Origin of the sequence: Clostridium tertium (assembly GCF_902652255.1) — a bacterium.
Taxonomy (GTDB): Bacteria; Bacillota; Clostridia; order Clostridiales; family Clostridiaceae; genus Clostridium; species Clostridium tertium_A.
In genome coordinates this window covers 1-17,832 of the sequence record NZ_CACRTO010000043.1, presented here as the reverse complement: position 1 = coordinate 17,832, position 17,832 = coordinate 1, and the positions used below count along the sequence as shown (strand labels likewise).

16 protein-coding genes are annotated in these 17,832 nt (G+C 27.4%); 13 read left to right on the top strand and 3 right to left on the bottom strand.

The window, feature by feature from the left end; genetic code table 11:
• The first annotated feature begins 207 nt into the window (after window positions 1-207).
• The gene (locus GPX08_RS13930; protein ID WP_156627414.1) at window positions 208-1,008 is read left to right on the top strand and encodes a GTP pyrophosphokinase; all 801 of its coding nucleotides are present in this window, start codon (window positions 208-210) and stop codon (window positions 1,006-1,008) included.
• A gap of 302 nt (window positions 1,009-1,310) precedes the next feature.
• Here the strand turns inward: GPX08_RS13930 and GPX08_RS13925 are convergent, their stop codons facing one another.
• Complete coding sequence (locus GPX08_RS13925) at window positions 1,311-1,508, bottom strand: hypothetical protein (protein ID WP_156627413.1); 198 nt, start codon at window positions 1,506-1,508, stop codon at window positions 1,311-1,313.
• Window positions 1,509-1,980: 472 nt separating this feature from the next.
• Window positions 1,981-2,130: a hypothetical protein gene (locus GPX08_RS13920; RefSeq protein WP_156627412.1), complete on the bottom strand. Its 150-nt coding sequence runs from the start codon at window positions 2,128-2,130 to the stop codon at window positions 1,981-1,983.
• A gap of 203 nt (window positions 2,131-2,333) precedes the next feature.
• Between GPX08_RS13920 and GPX08_RS13915 the strand changes: the two genes are divergently transcribed.
• The 11 genes from GPX08_RS13915 (at window position 2,334) to GPX08_RS13865 (ending at window position 14,969) form a co-directional block, all read left to right on the top strand.
• Window positions 2,334-2,435 (top strand): putative holin-like toxin, encoded by a 102-nt coding sequence (locus tag GPX08_RS13915; RefSeq protein ID WP_156627411.1) that lies wholly within the window; start codon window positions 2,334-2,336, stop codon window positions 2,433-2,435.
• 1,038 nt (window positions 2,436-3,473) lie between these two features.
• Window positions 3,474-3,752, top strand: coding sequence for a metalloregulator ArsR/SmtB family transcription factor (locus tag GPX08_RS13910; RefSeq protein ID WP_156627410.1), 279 nt, complete (start codon window positions 3,474-3,476; stop codon window positions 3,750-3,752).
• Between the two features lie 19 nt (window positions 3,753-3,771).
• Window positions 3,772-5,115 carry an MATE family efflux transporter gene (locus tag GPX08_RS13905; RefSeq protein ID WP_156627409.1) on the top strand — a complete coding sequence of 448 codons (1,344 nt, stop codon included), beginning with the start codon at window positions 3,772-3,774 and terminating at the stop codon, window positions 5,113-5,115.
• Window positions 5,084-7,390, top strand: a complete 2,307-nt coding sequence (gene gshAB / locus GPX08_RS13900) for a bifunctional glutamate--cysteine ligase GshA/glutathione synthetase GshB (protein ID WP_156627408.1) — start codon at window positions 5,084-5,086, stop codon at window positions 7,388-7,390. The genes GPX08_RS13905 and gshAB overlap by 32 nt, the downstream gene beginning before the upstream one ends.
• 341 nt (window positions 7,391-7,731) lie before the next feature.
• Window positions 7,732-8,766: a M20/M25/M40 family metallo-hydrolase gene (locus GPX08_RS13895; protein WP_156627407.1), complete on the top strand. Its 1,035-nt coding sequence runs from the start codon at window positions 7,732-7,734 to the stop codon at window positions 8,764-8,766.
• A 121-nt stretch (window positions 8,767-8,887) separates the two neighbouring features.
• The gene (locus GPX08_RS13890) at window positions 8,888-9,388 is read left to right on the top strand and encodes a DedA family protein (protein ID WP_156627406.1); all 501 of its coding nucleotides are present in this window, start codon (window positions 8,888-8,890) and stop codon (window positions 9,386-9,388) included.
• A gap of 76 nt (window positions 9,389-9,464) precedes the next feature.
• On the top strand, window positions 9,465-11,099 hold the full coding sequence (locus GPX08_RS13885; protein ID WP_156627405.1) for a multicopper oxidase domain-containing protein: 1,635 nt from the start codon (window positions 9,465-9,467) through the stop codon (window positions 11,097-11,099).
• A gap of 80 nt (window positions 11,100-11,179) precedes the next feature.
• Window positions 11,180-11,782: an HAD-IA family hydrolase gene (locus GPX08_RS13880; RefSeq protein ID WP_156627404.1), complete on the top strand. Its 603-nt coding sequence runs from the start codon at window positions 11,180-11,182 to the stop codon at window positions 11,780-11,782.
• Between the two features lie 57 nt (window positions 11,783-11,839).
• Complete coding sequence (locus tag GPX08_RS13875) at window positions 11,840-13,285, top strand: DEAD/DEAH box helicase (protein WP_156627403.1); 1,446 nt, start codon at window positions 11,840-11,842, stop codon at window positions 13,283-13,285.
• A 535-nt stretch (window positions 13,286-13,820) separates the two neighbouring features.
• The gene (locus tag GPX08_RS13870; protein ID WP_156627402.1) at window positions 13,821-14,090 is read left to right on the top strand and encodes a hypothetical protein; all 270 of its coding nucleotides are present in this window, start codon (window positions 13,821-13,823) and stop codon (window positions 14,088-14,090) included.
• Window positions 14,091-14,156: 66 nt separating this feature from the next.
• The gene (locus GPX08_RS13865; RefSeq protein WP_156627401.1) at window positions 14,157-14,969 is read left to right on the top strand and encodes a sugar-phosphatase; all 813 of its coding nucleotides are present in this window, start codon (window positions 14,157-14,159) and stop codon (window positions 14,967-14,969) included.
• 75 nt (window positions 14,970-15,044) lie between these two features.
• Here GPX08_RS13865 and GPX08_RS13860 read toward each other — a convergent pair whose 3' ends face one another.
• A complete protein-coding gene (locus GPX08_RS13860; protein WP_156627400.1) occupies window positions 15,045-15,659 on the bottom strand; it encodes a hypothetical protein in 615 nt (204 codons plus the stop codon).
• Window positions 15,660-15,836: 177 nt separating this feature from the next.
• Between GPX08_RS13860 and asnB the strand changes: the two genes are divergently transcribed.
• Window positions 15,837-17,675 carry an asparagine synthase (glutamine-hydrolyzing) gene (gene asnB / locus GPX08_RS13855; protein WP_156627399.1) on the top strand — a complete coding sequence of 613 codons (1,839 nt, stop codon included), beginning with the start codon at window positions 15,837-15,839 and terminating at the stop codon, window positions 17,673-17,675.
• Window positions 17,676-17,832: the final 157 nt, after the last annotated feature.

The following is a 17,832-nucleotide window of genomic DNA, read 5'->3' as shown; positions in this document are numbered from 1 at the left end:
ACACTAAACGAGTTCATTCAGCAATAGATTATAGAACTCCAGAAGAGTTCTACAATCTAAAAAACTGTAATTTTAAGAATGAGTTAGTAATCAGTGTATAAGGTCCCATTTGAGGGGGCCAATCCGAATTACATCAATAATTCTACATTTTACATTTTTAATATGGGACTGTTGCGACAGTACCATATAGCTAAAGGGGAAACATAAATGAAGAAAAGTTTTAATATAGATGAATTTTTATTGAAATATCCGCATGTAGAGAAAATAATTGAAGAAAAGAATATAAATACTGAAGTTTTAAAAGATATTTATAATGACTTTGTAGATTATAAAGTATCTTATGAGAATCAAGCAGGATTTATATCTAATATTTTACGTTCTCAGCCAATGGTTCATTCAGTGAAATCTAGATTAAAAGAACCAGATAGATTAATAGAAAAAATTATAAGAAAAACTGAAGATAGAAGATTAAAATATGGTGATGACTTTCAATTTACATTAAATAATTATAAAAATGAAATAAATGATTTAATTGGAATTAGAGTTATACATATATTTAAGGACCAATGGCAGGATATTCATGAATTTATAACTAAGACTTGGAAGGTTATAGAAGTTACTGCAAATGTTAGAGAAGGGGATAATACTAAAAAGTTTGAAGAGCTTAATATAGAAGTTAGATCAAGAATATCAGGATATAGATCAGTTCATTATTTAGTTGAGTTTTATCCAACTAATGAAAAAGTAATAGCTGAAATTCAAGTAAGAACAATATTTGAAGAAGGTTATGGTGAAATAGATCATAGACTTAGATATTCACATATAGAAATCCCAGAAATATTAAAATCAAATCTTCTTTTATTTAATAGAATCGTAGGAAGTGCTGATGAAATGGCTTCTTTAATTAATGACCTTAGTAAAGAATGGGTTAGTAAAGAAGAAGAGCTTTTAAAGGTTATAAAAGAACAAAAAGAAGAAATAGAGAGATTGAAAAGTATAAATAAATAAGGTGCTGTCGCACAATGAAAAATTAATAAAAAAACGAGGATGTAGAAAGATTTGCTTTTACACAAATCTTTCTACATCCTCACTTAATAAAAAGTAACTCAAAGTTTTAATGATATCAATTTTATTATAGTCTTCATACTTTTACATACTTGTTTGATGTTTTTCACTAATTATAAATTTCTAGTCTAATCGAACTTATAGTATTGTAATTATTCCATACGCTTTCTAAATTTTATAGACTACTCTAATGATAGTTATTGAAAATACTCAATCATTTAACTATAGTTCTTTCCGAGTATCTATCATAATGTTTTCTCTTTATCCGTCTTTTTAACTGATTTCTTATTTAATATGAATTGTATAGATAATGTATAAAATAGAGAAGTCGCCATTAAAACACTTCCTAAATCAAGCCTGTTTTTAGCAATAAGGAATCCCATTATTGCTAAAAATATTATATTTGAATAAGCAATGAAATTTTTTATTTCTACTTCTTTCATATTTTACCTCCATTTATATTGCTATTATTTACTAAATTATTTTTTCTTGATACTAATATAATTTCTAAGAATCAGAAGAAATTATATAGAACATAATATAAAATTTAATTTATTAATCCATAGAGAAAAATTTTCAAATGTATCAATAAAAAACAATAAGATTAATGTAGAGTTTATATATTGAATATGTTTGTATTTTTTATTTGCTGTTTTTTGAATAAAAAATTCAACTATTGAAAATATAATGATTAATGAGATTGATATGTCAATAAGCATAAATAGACCTCCATATACTTATTTAAAATTAATATATAAGAATATTAATCAAATTATATTTGGAGTGATTATCATGAATGAGCTAATAGTGGAAATAAAGGCAAATACAGATACCAAATAAGTTAATATTATTTCTAATTTAGGTTTAAATACTTGAACCTCCTTAAAAATTTATCTAACAAATATTATTAAAATTTTAATTAATAAAGAAATATATTAGAGCAATTACAGATCCAAAGTATTTACCTATATTATAAATAGCAGGATAAACTATAAATAAAGTTAGTAAAACTAAAATAAGTTTTTTTATAAAGATTGCATCTATTAATTTTAAAGTTTTATTCATATTAAAACCATCCTTTAATTTCAATTAATTACTTTAAAATACAATTAAATAATAACATATGGAGAGAAAATATGAAAGATGATTTACATATTAGTCTTCTGTTTAAGAGATATAAAACTGTGCTATAATTCTAAAGTACAATTGGATAGTTGAATGTGGGCTACTGGTATCACTCACCTTTCTTGTGAAAGGAGGTGGTACATATGAGTAACGATGATTTAATGTTACTATTTCAGGCAGGATTATTTTTACTAGCATTACTAACATTTATAGTTGTACTTATAGAAAAAATCTCAAAAAAATAGTAGCCCCAGGTCGAATTGGATAGCTACTATTTTTACTAATAAAAATTCTAGTGATACCAGTTGCCTAAGCAACCAGAATTGTATATTATAGGGTGTTGGTAGCACCCTATTTTATTATTCTACATTCTTTATTTATATTATATCAAATTTCTATAAAAATAAACATGTATAATTTGTCAAAATTAAAATAGATCTAATTAATAACTTTTAAGATAATAGTAGTTTAGTTCATTCACTTTAGGTAATTATATGATTAATTTCGAGATTTAAGTATTCCTATTTAATTAAGTGTGCAATAGCCTTCCCAATAGCATAAGCTATTTTATATATAAAAAAAGCACTTAATAAAAAGCAACCTAAAGTCATAATGTTATTAATTTTTAATACGTTCTTCATGCTTTCACCTACTTATTTAGTATTTTTATACCTATTATATTTCCTAGACCTATCTAAACTTATAGCACCAGCAATTATTTTATATACTTTATCCCTAGCAAGTAGAGTTAGAAATCTACCGTAAATAGTGTTGTTCATTTTATCCATTAATAATTAATGGAAATTATTGTTAATATTCTTAATTTATAGTAATTACTATTTAATACCAATATACCATATATACAAATTATGTAAAAGTATAATTTGTCAAAATTAAAATAGCTTCAATTAATAACTTTTAGGAGAACGGGAATAATAATTTCTATTTGAATTAATAAATGAACATATTAATTTGGTTTACCAAATATAAATATAAAAATTTCTATTGACTAAACATAGATAATTATCTATATTTATATAAGGGTCATATATAGATAGTTGTCTATATAAAGTGATTCTTATCTTCAGGCGGAGTTTTATTAAAAAGTAGAGAACCAAAATCTTGTGTTTTGTGTGGATTTCTTTTACAGAGTACAGGATGCCTACTCTATCTGAAGGTTAGGAGAACTAATCCAGGCGCGTAGCAGTGCTTAACTCCCACTTATAGAAGGTGGGAGTGTTAGCAATGGTAGCGATGGGATAAAATATATAAAGGTGATGGTTATGACTAAAAAATATGAAAAAAATATTAAAATATTAAAAGCATTAAGTGAAGTGAATAGGCTTAAGATTGTGGATATGCTTTCATCTGGGGAAAAATGTGCATGTATAATACTGGAGAGCTTTAAGTTTACTCAGCCAACCTTATCTCATCATATGAAGGTTCTTATGGATTCTGGAATTGTAAAGTGCAGAAAAGAAGGAACTTGGATATATTATAGATTAGATAAAGAATTATGTGATGAAGTTTTAGATTTTTTAAATGAAATATTAAAGGAATAATTATAATTTAGGAGAGATTATGAATAAGGTTGATTTAACTAAAGGAAAAGTTTTAAATGTGCTTTTAGCTTTATCCTTGCCTATAATGGGAAGTTCCTTTCTTCAATTTACGTATAATTTAATAGATATGCTATGGGTAGGAGGCTTAGGTAGTGATGCTGTTGCTAGTATAGGTTCTTCAAGTTTTTACGTGGGACTTGGATACTCAATAAATGCATTAGTAATTATAGGTACAGGAATAAAAGTTGCTCACTCCTTTGGAAGAAGGGATAATAAAGCCGTAGATGAATACATATTAAATGGAGTAATTTTAAATGCTATAGTCGGAGGATTATATAGTTTAGCACTTATTTTCTTAGGTAAAAGTTTTATAGGATTCTTGAATATAGGTAATGCTGTAGTTGAAAAAAATGCATATATATATATAGCAATAAGTGCACCAATGTTATTTTTTTCTTTTTATAATACTTTATATATAAGAATTTTTAATAGTTTTGGGAATACTAAATCTGCATTAACTATAAGTGCTATAGGACTTATAATAAATATTGTTTTAGATCCATTAATGATATATACCTTTAAACTAGGAGTATCTGGGGCAGCTTTTGCAACATTAATTGCTAATGGAATTATGTTTTTATTATTTATAAGAAAATCCAAATCTTTATTTAAGGTGGATTTTTCATTAGGAATTAATTTTAGTAAGATAAAAGAAATAGCACTACTTGGACTACCTATGTCCTTTCAAAGAGTTTTATTTACTTTTGTAAATATTCTTTTAGCAAGAATAATAGGAAGCTTTGGAGCTGATGCTATTGCTGCTCAGAAAATAGGACTTCAAATTGAGTCAGTAGTCTATATGGTAGTTGGAGGGCTAAATGGAGCTATATCAGGTTTTGTAGGACAAAACTTTGGAGCAAAAAAATATGATAGAATAAACAAAGGATATAATACAGCAGTTGGAATAGGTATTATTTATGCTTTATTAGTAAGTATAGTATTTATTTTTACACCAGATATTTTAGTTAAACTTTTTGTAAGAGAAGAAGCAACAATTAAGATAGCAAGTGGATATTTAATGATTATTGGATTTTCTCAAGCTTTTTCTACAATAGAAATGATATCAAATGGTGTTTTTACTGGACTTGGATATCCTAAGATACCAGCTATTATAAGTATAGTTTTTACTATATTAAGAATACCAATAGCCTTAGTATTAATAGGGAAATTAGGGATAAATGGCGTTTGGTTTGCTATATCAATATCAAGCGTATTAAAAGGAATAACTGCGTATTTAATATATAAATTGAAAATATGGAAGGTGTATAAAAATGTTAGATGTGATTCAGTCACTGAATTATAAAGAAAAGTTGTTAAGAGGTAATTTTGGAATAGAGCGTGAAACATTAAGAGTTAATGAAGATGGAAAACTGGCATTAACAAAGCATCCAGAAGTATTTGAATGTAAAATAACTCATCCATATATAACAACAGACTTTTCTGAAAGTCAAATAGAGCTTATTACTCCTACATTACATACGTTAGAAGAAGTATATAGTTTTTTAAATTCTATTTATGATATAACTGCATTAGAACTTAAAGATGAATATTTATGGCCACAATCAATGCCTTGTGATATTCCAACAGATGATTTAATTCCAATTGCAGATTACGGAAAATGTAGTAGCGGGTCGGTAGCTAGCAATTATAGAAAAAAGTTATTTAAAAAATATGGTGGAAAAAAGCAATTAATTTCAGGAATTCACTATAATTTTTCTTTTAGAGAAGATTTAATTAAAGATTTGTATAGCAAATTAGGAAAAGAAGAGAGTTATAGAGATTTTAGAGATAATCTTTATTTAAAGGTAGTAAGAAATTATTTAAGGTATAGATGGCTTTTAATCTACCTATTAGGTGGAACTACAACTATGCATGAAACTTTTGGAGAAAAGTGTGTAGTTGATTTAGATAAGATATCTAAAGATAGTTTTAGTAATAGTGGAGCAGTTTCATATAGAAATAGTGAATGTGGATATAAGAATCCTATTGATTTATATCCAAATTATGACTCTGTAAAAAGTTATGTTGAAAGTGTTTATAAGTTTATAGAAGATAAGATGATTGATAGTCATAAGGAACTTTATACTCAAGTAAGACTTAAGGCTTATGATAATATGAAGTTTTTAGAATCTTTACTTAAGGATGGAATTAATTATTTAGAAATTAGAAGTATAGATATTAATCCTTTTAATAAAGTAGGAATTTCCTTAGAAGATTTAAATTTCATTAATTTATTTACTTTATATCTTCTTACTAAAGAGGAAAGTGATTATAAAGCTTGGCAAGAAGAGGCACAAAACAATCAAAATATTATATCCATATATGGCCAAATGGATGTAGTTTTATATAAGGATGGTAAAACTATATCTAAGGAAGCTTGGGCATTATCAATCTTAAATGAAATGTTAGATATGAATAGTAAGTTAAGTCTTGGAAAAGAAGATTTAATTAAAGATATGATTAATAAAGTGTTAGATCCTAAATTAACTTATGCTTATAGAATATCAGAAATGGTTAAGGAAAAAGGATTTATTGAAAGTCATTTAGAATTATCTAGAAAGTATATGGATGAAGCATATGAAAATAGATTTAAGCTTTATGGATATGAAGATTTAGAGTTATCAACTCAAATACTAATGAAAGAAGCTATTAAAAGAGGAATAAAGGTAGAGGTTTTAGATAGAAGTGAGAACTTTATTTCCCTTAAAAAAGATGATCATATTGAATATGTTAAGCAAGCAACTAAGACATCAAAGGATAGTTATATAACTGTTTTAATGATGGAAAATAAGGTTATAACTAAGAAAATTTTAGATGATAAAGGAATAAGGGTTCCTAGAGGAAGTGAATTCTTCAGTTTAGAGGATGCCCTAGAAAGTGCCTGTAGATATATAAATGAGCCTATAGTAATTAAGCCAAAATCAACTAACTTTGGACTTGGAATATCTATATTTAAAGATGGAGCACCAGAAGATGATATTAAAGAAGCTATGAATATAGCATTTAAGTATGATAATACAGTTTTAGTTGAAGAGTTTATAAAAGGAAAAGAATATAGATTTTTAGTAATTGGAGATAAGGTTTCAGGAATACTCCATAGAGTACCGGCTAATGTTATAGGTGATGGTGAAAGAAATATAAAGGAATTAGTAGAAGAAAAGAATAAAAATCCACTTAGAGGTAAGGGATATAAAACTCCTTTAGAAAAAATTAACTTAGATGATCATGTTGCATTGTTCTTAAAGCAAGATGGATTAGATTTTAATTATATTCCTAAGAAGGATGAAATAGTATATCTAAGAGAGAACTCAAATATTAGCACAGGTGGAGATAGTATAGATTATACAGATGAAATTCCAGAAGCTTATAAAAAGATTGCAGTGGAATCTGCTAAGGCTGTAGGAGCTAGAATCTGTGGTGTTGATATGATGATAGAGGATTATAATAGAGAAGATATTAATTATTCTATAATAGAGCTAAACTTTAACCCTGCTATTCATATTCACTCTTATCCTTATAAAGGAAAAGAAAGAGAAATAGCAAAAGAGTTATTAGAAGAGCTTAATTTTATTAAATAAGATAAAAATAATAAATAAGATGCTGTCATACAATTAATAAGTATGAATGAAGAATTAAGAGTTATCTTATTAATTCTTATGAAATAACAGTAATAATTATTAAATGAGCTGTCCTTGTGTGACAGCTCATTTCTTTTTAGTGATAGATTAGACAACTATTTTATCTAAAGTAAAACTTATTATATTTAATATCATAATATATATTTTTAACCACAGATGGTATAATATTATAGATAATAAGTTGTAGGTAAACTACATATTTAATGAGTTATTAGGTGTTTTTAAAATATATTAAATGTAATAATAATAATAATAATAATAATAATAAAAGGAGTGGTTATATGAACTATAGAGTAAATAAGGATTATGTTTTAAATACTGCAAAAAGGATATTAGAGTTTGATAGTCCAACAGGATTTTGCTTTGATATCATGGAAGAAATTAAAAAGATTGCTACAGGGTTCGGATATGAATTTAGCACTACTAGAAAAGGCTGTGGAATTATAACAGTTAATGGGGAAAGCAACGAGAGAGTAATAGGATTAGCCGCTCATGTAGATACTTTAGGTGCTATGGTTAGATCTATAACTAATAGTGGAACATTAAAGTTTACACTACTTGGAGGACCTATTCCAGCTACTATGGATAGTGAATATTGCAAGATAAGAACTAGAGATGGAAGAATTTATACTGGTACTTTTTTAAGCACAAGTCCAGCAGTTCATGTTTATCCAGATAGTAAGGATAAAAAACGTGATCCTGAGAATATGGAAGTTAGAATAGATGAGAAGGTTCTATCAAAGAAGGATGTAGAAGCTTTAGGAATATGTCCTGGAGATTTTATATTCTTAGATACAAAGACAACTATTACTGAAAGTGGATTTATTAAATCAAGGTTTATAGATGATAAGGGAAGTGTAGCTGCTTTAATGGGACTTTTAGAACTTTTAAGCAGAGAAAAAATAACTCCGAAATATACATTGAAATTATTTATTTCAGTTTATGAAGAAGTTGGTCATGGAGCTTCATATATACCACAAGATATAACTGAAATGATAGCTGTAGATATGGGATGTATTGGTGATGATTTGTCTTGTACAGAATATGACGTATCAATTTGTGCTAAGGATTCAGGAGGACCTTATGATTATAATATGGTAACTGAACTAATAAACTTAGCAAAGGATAATAATATTAAGTATGCAGTAGATATATATCCAATGTATGGTTCAGATGTAGGAGCTGCCTTAAGAGGGGGAAATGATATTAGGGGAGCACTTATAGGTCCTGGGGTACATGCTTCTCATGGTATGGAAAGAACTCATTATGAAGGATTAGAAAATACAATTAAGCTTTTATTAGCATATATAAGTTAAAATAAATATTTTACACTTTATTAAGTTATATTTAAGAAAATTAATATTTTTTGTTAAGTTTATATTAAGAAAGATGGGGTAAACTAAGAGTCATTAGAAGATGACTTGGAGTGTGGAGATTATGGACAGCATACAAATAGTGATAGAGTATTTTGCTAGATATGGATTAATATTTGTTTTTACAATAATATTTTTAGAGTATTTAAATTTTCCAGGACTAGGTGCAGCTATTATAATGCCGGCTTTAGGAATTGCAGTTGCAAAAGCTGATATGAATTTTATAGTAGCTCTATGTATATCAGTTATAGCTGGAGCCTTGGCTAGCTATGTATTATATGGAATTTCTTATTGGTTTGGTCAACCTATACTTACATGGGTTTATAATAAGTTTCCAAAGACAAGGAATTCTATAGACAAGGTATGCCAATATATCGAGAACTATGGTGATAAAGGTGTTTTAATTATTAGACTTCTTCCTGCAGTAAGGACATTAATTCCATTTGTAGCAGGGATGTTTAGAATGAATATAGTGAAGTTTTCAATATATTCAACAATAGGTATAGCAATTTGGAATGCAGTATTTATGTATGCAGGATACGCATTTGGATATTATTTTATTTAATATTTTATTTTACATATGTCATATTAAATAGCCTTGAATATATTGTATTATGATATATCAAGGAGTGAATAATACTATGAATAAAAATGAAATATCGGGAGAACTTTCAGAGGAGATAAATGAAGAAGTTAAAAAGAATCATGAAGGTAATTCTGTGAATCCATCTGATCCAAATACTATCCCTAAATTTATAGATAAATTACCTGTTCCAAAGGTAGAAAAGCCTATACTAGGAATAGATGAATCTGGCCAAGAAAGATTGATGTATAGAATAACTATGAGGGAAAGTCAACATTACTTTTCTTCTTATTTTCCTAAAACTAAAATATGGGGATATAATGGTTTATGTCCAGGACCTACTATAGAAGCTTTTAAGAATATACCAACCTATGTTTTATGGGAAAATCAACTTCCTAAAAGCCATTTTCTACCTTATGATAGAACCTTGCATGGAACAGTAGATGATCCTGAAGTAAAGACTGTAGTTCACTTGCATGGAGCCAAAGTAGATAGTAGTAGTGATGGACATCCAGAAGCTTGGTTTACAAGAAATTTTAAAATTGTAGGACCAACTTTTAGTAGAAAAATATATAAATATGATAATTATCAATCAGGAACAACTTTATGGTACCATGACCATGCTATGGGACAAACTAGATTAAATGTTTATGCAGGTCTTGCAGGAGCTTATATTTTAAGAGATGATCTAGAAGAGAGATTAAACTTACCGAAGGGTGAGTATGAGATTCCTCTATTAATTCAAGATAAATCATTTAAAGAAGATGGAGAATTGTTTTATCCGGACAGGCCTCCATTCCCCGTAGATACTTTTCCATCAATAGTTCCAGGATTCTTTGGAAATACTATTGTAGTTAATGGGAAAATATGGCCATATTTAGATGTTGAACCTAGAAAGTACAGATTTAGACTTATAAATGCATCTAATAGAAGAGAATATATTTTAAGACTATCAAATGGCGCTGAATTTATTCAAATTGGAACTGATGGTGGATTAATAGAAATGCCGAATCCTATAGATAGTTTCAAGATAATGCCATCTGAAAGAATAGATTTAATTATAGATTTTTCTAAGTATAAAGGTGAAGAAATTACATTAATGAATGATGATGTTTCAGCACCTACACCTGGAACTGATATGATTATGAAATTCAATGTAGTAAAAAGCCTTGAAGGAGAGGACGAAAGCACTATCCCTGAGACTTTAAGAATTGATCATGGTCCTAATATCGATGCTGTAAGTAAGAAAAGAAGAGTTTCCTTTGGTGTAGAAACAGATCATTATGGTAGGCCTATGCTACTCATTGATAATATGACTTGGACTGATCCAACTACTGAGGATGTAGAGTTTGATTCGGTAGAAATATGGAATTTGATTAATCCTATGTTTGGTGGACATCCTATTCATATTCACTTAGTTCAATTTAAGCTTTTATGGAGAAGGCCTTTTGATGTTGAATGTTATAATGATACTGGTAAAGTAATGTTTACAGGTGAAGAAGAGCCACCTAAAGATTATGAAAAAGGATTTAAGGATACAATAGATGCGGAACCGGGAAAAGTTACTAGAATAATAATGCAATTTAAAGGCTATTCTGGAGATTATGTTTGGCATTGTCATTTCTTAGAGCATGAGGACCATGAAATGATGAGACCTTTAAAAGTATCAAAATGTTGTAATAAAGATAAATAGAGAATAAAATTATTATTAACAAGCAGTAGGTAGGCAATATTATTCTATCTACTGTTCTTTATAATATAGGGGGAGGACTTATGTATAAGAATGTAATTTTTGATTTAGGAAATGTTCTTTTAAGTTTTAGTCCAATGGATTACTTAAAAAGTAAGATAACGGAAGATAGAATTAGCAATGTTTTTAAAGCAATATTCCAAAGTGAGGAATGGGTAATGCTAGATAGGGGAACTATTACTGAAAAGGAAGCTATAAAAAACATAATTGATAGAAATCTAGAATATAGAGATGATATTAATTTGGCTTTTGAAGATTGGTATGATATATTAAGTCCTATTGAGGATACAATTACGGTATTAGAAGATTTAAAAGAAAAAGGATATAAAGTCTACTATTTATCTAATTTTCATCATTTAGCTTTTGAAGAAGTGGTAAAAAAGAATAAGTTTTTTAAACTTTTTGATGGTGGAGTTGTATCATATGCTGAAAAGATAATTAAGCCAGAAGAAGCTATATATAAATTGATATTAGAAAGATATAATTTAAATCCAAGCGAAACTATATTTATTGATGATACAAAAGCAAATATAGAAGGAGCGAATGAATTAGGTATTAGTACAGTTTTTCTTGAAGATACTAGTAGTTTAAGAGAAGAACTAAGAAAATTAAATATAGACATATAATAATATGGGGAAGATAATAAATAAGGATATTTAAAGTTAATAAAAAGAGGTAAGTTTATGAAAATAAATAAATTTGAAGATTTGAGCTTAAATAATGAAATTTTAAAAGCTCTAAAGAACTTAGGATTTGAAAATCCTTCTGAAGTTCAAAAAGAAGTTATACCAGAAATGTTAAATAAAAAAGATATAGTTGTTAAGTCACAAACTGGAAGTGGTAAAACTGCAAGCTTTGGAATACCACTGTGTGAGTTAATTAATGAAGAGGAAAATATAGTAAAGGCATTAGTACTAGTACCTACAAGAGAACTTGCAATGCAGGTAAAAGGTGATATCTCTGATATAGGCAGATTGAAAAAAATAAGATGCGCAGCTATTTTTGGAAAGCAGCCATTTAATGAACAAATTAGAGAATTAAAGCAAAGAGTTCATATAGTTTGTGGTACACCAGGTAGGGTAATAGACCATATAAAAAGAGGGAATTTAGATACTAGCAAGATTGAGCATGTAGTAATAGATGAAGCAGATAAGATGCTTAATATGGGATTTATAGATCAAATAGCAGAAGTATTAAATTCTATGCCTAAAAATAGAAGTACTGCTCTTTTCTCAGCTACTGTACCTAGTGAAATAGAAGGTTTATATTTAAAGTATATGAATGAGCCTAAAGTTTTAGATATAAGATCAAAAGTATTCAATAAAGAAAAGATAAGTGAAAAATATATTGTTATAAATAGAGAAGATAAGTATAAAACATTACAAAAACTACTTTATAATTTCAGCGATGAATCTGTAATTATATTCTGTAATACTAAAGATTCTGTTAAGAGTCTATCATCTTTACTTAAAAAAGAAAGAATTAAGGTAAATGAGCTTCATGGAGATATGGATCAAAGAGATAGATTAAAAGTAATGGAAAGTTTTAAGAATAAGGAATTTAAAGTGTTAGTAGCTACAGATATAGCAGCTAGAGGTATTCATATTGATCATATTACAAATGTATTTAATTATGAAGTGCCTATGGAAAAGGAAAGCTATGTTCATAGAATAGGTAGAAGTGGTAGAGGAGAAAAAAATGGATTAGCAATTACTCTTACTACATTAGGAGAAAAGAGATTTTTAGATGATATAGAAGAATATATAGGGTATAAAATAGAAGAAATTACTATTCCTGAATATGAAAAAGTAATAGAAGGTAGAAAAAAGTTTTTTGAAGATCAAAAAAATAATTATGGAAATAATGTAAGTAATAAAAAAACTGTACATAATGAAGTAACTAAAATTCATATAGGAGCAGGTAAAAAGAAGAAAATAAGAAATGTAGATATACTCGGAGCCTTAAGTAATTTAGAAGAATTGACAGGAGAAGATATAGGTATAATTGACGTGCAAGATGGATTCTCATTTGTAGATATTTTAAATGGCAAGGGCAATAATATTTTAAGAAAGTATAAAGAAATAAAAATAAAGGGTAAAATAGCTAAGTTAAGTAGAGCGAAAAAGTAAAAAATTATAATTGAATAGTAGATAAGAAAATAAAAGTATGAAGTATCATTTAAAATAAATTGAAAGTTTTAATTTTACATATTAGATGATTATTCATACTTTTTTATTTTTAAGAGTAAATAAGTAAAATATAAAATCTATATATGGTTAAAATCTTGAGTGAAAATGGATTTAATTGTATAATATAATTGTAAAGGTTATCACTAAAATGATTAATGATAAATATAATGAAATTAATACTGATATTAGTAATTCTAAAGATGAAGTATTTAATCTTAATTAAGGTATAAATATAGTAAATGATAGGTGTATTAGTGTCACTCTATTCTCTTTAAAAAGGAAGTATGCTATAAATATGATATATAAGGGCATAATACAGAAGATGAAATTTTAATTATAATATGAAGATATAGTATCAGATTTAAATTATAGTAATGAAAATATTACTATAGGTAAGCTTGCTAAAGATATGTTTACATTAATAAAATACGCAGACATAGATATTTATTAAGTAAAATAGAAAGAAGGTAATCGTATGAAAATTATAAAAAAAGATGGAAGAATTGAAGAATTTAAGATCGAAAAAATTAAGACAAGTATTGAAAATGCAGCAAATGATAGCGAATCTATGTTAAATGAATCAGACTTAAAAATAATTGTTTCTGATGTTGAAAGCATTTTATTAAAGATTAGAAAAGATACATTAATTACTTCAAGCTATGAAGTAATTGGAGTTATTTTTGATATATTAAAACGAGATGGATTTAATAAGGTTTTAAAAACTTATATAGAGTTTGAGAAATAGTCTTTATACTATTAATTTATATGATATAATTGAAAGAAAAAATTGTATTAATAAACGGAGGATTATATGTATAAGTTAGTAGCTATAGATATGGATGGTACCTTATTAAGAAAAGATAAAACTATATCTGATAGAACCAAAAATGCAATAAAGGCAGCAAGAGATAATGGAGTAACTGTAGTATTAGCAACAGGAAGACCTATTGAAGGTGTTTCAAGATATTTAGAAGAATTAGATATGTATACAGATAAGGACTATGTTTTAAGCTATAATGGTGCTTTTGTTCAAAAAACTTCAAATAAAGATGTAATAGCTAAAATTGCATTAAAAGGTGAAGATTTTCATTATTTAAAAAGTATTAGTGATGATCTTGGAGTAAATATTCATGCTTTTTCTGAAAAATATGGATTAGTAACTCCAAAAAACAGCACTTATACTGAAGTAGAAGCAAATATAAATAATATTGATATAAATGAAATGGACATATCTGTTATAAAATATGATGAAGTAATTGTAAAGATAATGATGATAGATGAGGAAGATGTATTAACTGAAGCTATAGAAAAATTGCCAAAGGAATTATACGATAAATATACTATAGTAAGAAGCTCACCTCATTTCTTAGAATTTTTACACAAGGAAGCTAATAAAGGTATTGGAGTAGAATTATTAGCAAAGCACTTAGGGGTTAATAAAGATGAAGTTATTGCTTTAGGTGATGCAGGTAATGATCTACATATGATAGAATATGCAGGTCTAGGAGTTGCAATGGAGAATGCCTTTGATGAAGTGAAGAAAGCAGCTAATTATATAACTGACAGCAACGATAATGATGGTGTTGCAAAAGTAATAGAGAAGTTCATTTTAGATGTTAATTAGAAGTAAATTAGCTTATAAATGATTTTATAATAATATAAAAATAGGGGGTGTCTTAAGACAGCCCCTATTTTTAATTTAGTTATTTATATACTTCTTAAATATATCTGTAAAATCTTTTTTTATATATCTTTCTCTAGAAGATTCTATCCACTTAAAGGCATATTCGTTTATTTCTTTAAATACTTCAGATAAGTTTCCACTTTCTAGTCTTTGACTACCACAAGAATTTACAGCCATTTCTAATGTTTTCTCTGATTTATTAAGCATAATATCATTGCTTTCAGTTATATGTCCTATTTTTATTAATGTTTTATAGATATCTTTTAGATTTTCAATCTGATTTTTATCAACATCTATAGAAAATGATATATCATCTATGAAGAACTTTAATTCGCAATCTAAGTCTACAGTTCCAGCAGTTTCTATGGAAGCATTTGAAAAATTATGCTTATAATAATCATATCTTTTTACTAACCTTTTTTTACTTATTGCTGAAGTACCATCAACATGAATAAATGCTAAATTAGTAAAACAATATTCATCGGTTCTAGATTTAATTAAGAAAAATATTTTTTCCTCATCTTCATGCATAATATAGTCATCTGCATCAACTTTATTATAGTCCTTAGGATTAATAATTTTTCCGATATCACTTAAACCAAGTGCATCAGAGGCAAATTTTTTTAACATATAACATCTCTCCCTTTATAACATAATACTTAAATTATACAGTAATTTGTAATATATTTCCATATAAATCAAATTAAATGAGAATATCTAAGACATATTTTTGATTATAAATTTATCACTATCGGGAAAAGTTAAACATATAACTATAATTATAGAAAATCAGAAAGAAGGATGAAGATGTGTGGAATAACAGGCTTTGTTAATTTTAAAAAGAATATAAAGGATGAATTTGGAACTTTAAAAGCAATGACAGATACTTTAAGTTTAAGAGGGCCTAATTCTGATGGAAGTTACTTATCTACTAATGTTATGTTTGGACATAGAAGATTAATAGTAGTAGATCCTAAAGGCGGAGTTCAGCCTATGAAAAGGAGTATTGATAATAGGGAATATGTATTAGTATATAACGGTGAATTATATAATACAGAAGATTTAAGAAAAGAATTAATCGATGATGGTTTTACTTTTGAAGGATATTCTGATACAGAGGTTTTATTACTTTCCTATATTAGATGGGGAATATCTGCCATAGAAAAGTTCAATGGAATATTTGCTTTTGCCATTTATGATAAGAATAAGAATCAAGTTGTATTAGCAAGAGATGCTATGGGGGTAAAGCCTCTATTTTATAGTTTCAAGGAAGATAACTTAATATTTGGTTCAGAAATAAAAGCATTACTTAAACATCCAGCAGTTAGGGCTGTAGTAGACAAAGATGGATTAACTGAATTATTTGCTTTAGGACCAGCAATAACTCCAGGAAAAACCTATTTTAAAGATATTGAAGAAGTTAAGCCAGGTGAATATTTAGTTCTAAATAGTGATGGTATAAAAAAAGAAATATATTGGAGACTTGAGGCTAAGGAATTTAATGAAAGTGAAGAAGAAGCTGTAGAGCATGTAAGAGAGTTACTTGTTGATGCTATTAAAAGGCAACTGGTTGGAGATGTCCCTTTATGTACCTTCTTATCAGGAGGACTAGATTCATCAGCTATTTCAGCAATTGCAGCATCAGAATTTAGAAAGAAGAATAAACAGCTTACTACATTTTCTATTGAATATGAAGATAATGAAAAATACTTTAAGTCATCATTATTTCAACCAACTTCAGATAAATATTATGCTGAAGTTATGAGTAAGTTTATTGGTAGTAATCATAGAAATATAATTTTAAATCATGGAGATTTAGTAAATGCTTTAGATGAAGCTTTAATTGGTAGAGATGCTCCGGGAATGGCAGATGTGGATTCTTCATTATATCTATTTTGCAAGGAAGTAAAAAAAGATTTTGTTGTAGCATTATCTGGAGAATGTGCAGATGAATTGTTTGCAGGATATCCATGGTTTACTAATGAGGATATGATATGGAGTAATACCTTCCCGTGGTCAAGATTTATAAAAGAAAGAAGGGCTATATTAAGTCCAGAACTCAAAGGCTTGAAAATAGAAGAGGCAGCAGATAATGCATATAGGAATACTTTAAAAGAAGTTCCTCACTTAGATAATGAAAGTCCTATAGAGTTTAGAATGAGAGAATTATTTTACTTAAACTTAAGATGGTTTATGCTTAATTTATTAAATAGAAAAGATAGAATGAGTATGGCAAATAGCTTAGAAGTAAGAGTTCCTTTTGCAGATTACAAATTGGTTGAGTATGCCTTCAATATCCCAAATGATATTAAGCTTCTTAATGGAAGGGAGAAGGGATTATTAAGAAAAGCATTAGAAGGAATACTTCCAGAAGAAATAATTTATAGGAAAAAGAGCCCATATCCAAAGACACATAATCCTATATATACTGATATGGTATGTAATAAGATGAATGATATATTAAAGGATACATCTTCACCTATATTAGATATAATTGATAAAAAGGCAGTTAAGAGTATTGTAGACACTAAGGGAGAATCCTATAAGACTCCGTGGTATGGTCAGCTTATGACAGGACCCCAAATGATAGCTTATCTAATCCAAATTAATAATTGGCTAAAATATTATAAAGTTGAAATATTATAAAAGCTGCCTTTATGGCAGCTTTTATAATTACAGACTGCTGACAAAGTGTCAGCAGTCTTTAATTTTATACATATATGTAATATAATAATAAATATTTTAATTTATTACATAGGAGTTTACTAATGATAAACGAAAGAAAAGAATCACAAAATCAAAT

Bases quoted from the DNA above. Each gene is read 5' to 3' on its own strand.
- GPX08_RS13930 (WP_156627414.1), top strand. From the start codon at position 208: ATGAAGAAAAGTTTTAATATAGATGAATTTTTATTGAAATATCCGCAT.
- GPX08_RS13925 (WP_156627413.1), bottom strand. From the start codon at position 1,508: ATGAAAGAAGTAGAAATAAAAAATTTCATTGCTTATTCAAATATAATA.
- GPX08_RS13920 (WP_156627412.1), bottom strand. From the start codon at position 2,130: ATGAATAAAACTTTAAAATTAATAGATGCAATCTTTATAAAAAAACTT.
- GPX08_RS13915 (WP_156627411.1), top strand. From the start codon at position 2,334: ATGAGTAACGATGATTTAATGTTACTATTTCAGGCAGGATTATTTTTA.
- GPX08_RS13910 (WP_156627410.1), top strand. From the start codon at position 3,474: ATGACTAAAAAATATGAAAAAAATATTAAAATATTAAAAGCATTAAGT.
- GPX08_RS13905 (WP_156627409.1), top strand. From the start codon at position 3,772: ATGAATAAGGTTGATTTAACTAAAGGAAAAGTTTTAAATGTGCTTTTA.
- gshAB (WP_156627408.1), top strand. From the start codon at position 5,084: ATGTTAGATGTGATTCAGTCACTGAATTATAAAGAAAAGTTGTTAAGA.
- GPX08_RS13895 (WP_156627407.1), top strand. From the start codon at position 7,732: ATGAACTATAGAGTAAATAAGGATTATGTTTTAAATACTGCAAAAAGG.
- GPX08_RS13890 (WP_156627406.1), top strand. From the start codon at position 8,888: ATGGACAGCATACAAATAGTGATAGAGTATTTTGCTAGATATGGATTA.
- GPX08_RS13885 (WP_156627405.1), top strand. From the start codon at position 9,465: ATGAATAAAAATGAAATATCGGGAGAACTTTCAGAGGAGATAAATGAA.
- GPX08_RS13880 (WP_156627404.1), top strand. From the start codon at position 11,180: ATGTATAAGAATGTAATTTTTGATTTAGGAAATGTTCTTTTAAGTTTT.
- GPX08_RS13875 (WP_156627403.1), top strand. From the start codon at position 11,840: ATGAAAATAAATAAATTTGAAGATTTGAGCTTAAATAATGAAATTTTA.
- GPX08_RS13870 (WP_156627402.1), top strand. From the start codon at position 13,821: ATGAAAATTATAAAAAAAGATGGAAGAATTGAAGAATTTAAGATCGAA.
- GPX08_RS13865 (WP_156627401.1), top strand. From the start codon at position 14,157: ATGTATAAGTTAGTAGCTATAGATATGGATGGTACCTTATTAAGAAAA.
- GPX08_RS13860 (WP_156627400.1), bottom strand. From the start codon at position 15,659: ATGTTAAAAAAATTTGCCTCTGATGCACTTGGTTTAAGTGATATCGGA.
- asnB (WP_156627399.1), top strand. From the start codon at position 15,837: ATGTGTGGAATAACAGGCTTTGTTAATTTTAAAAAGAATATAAAGGAT.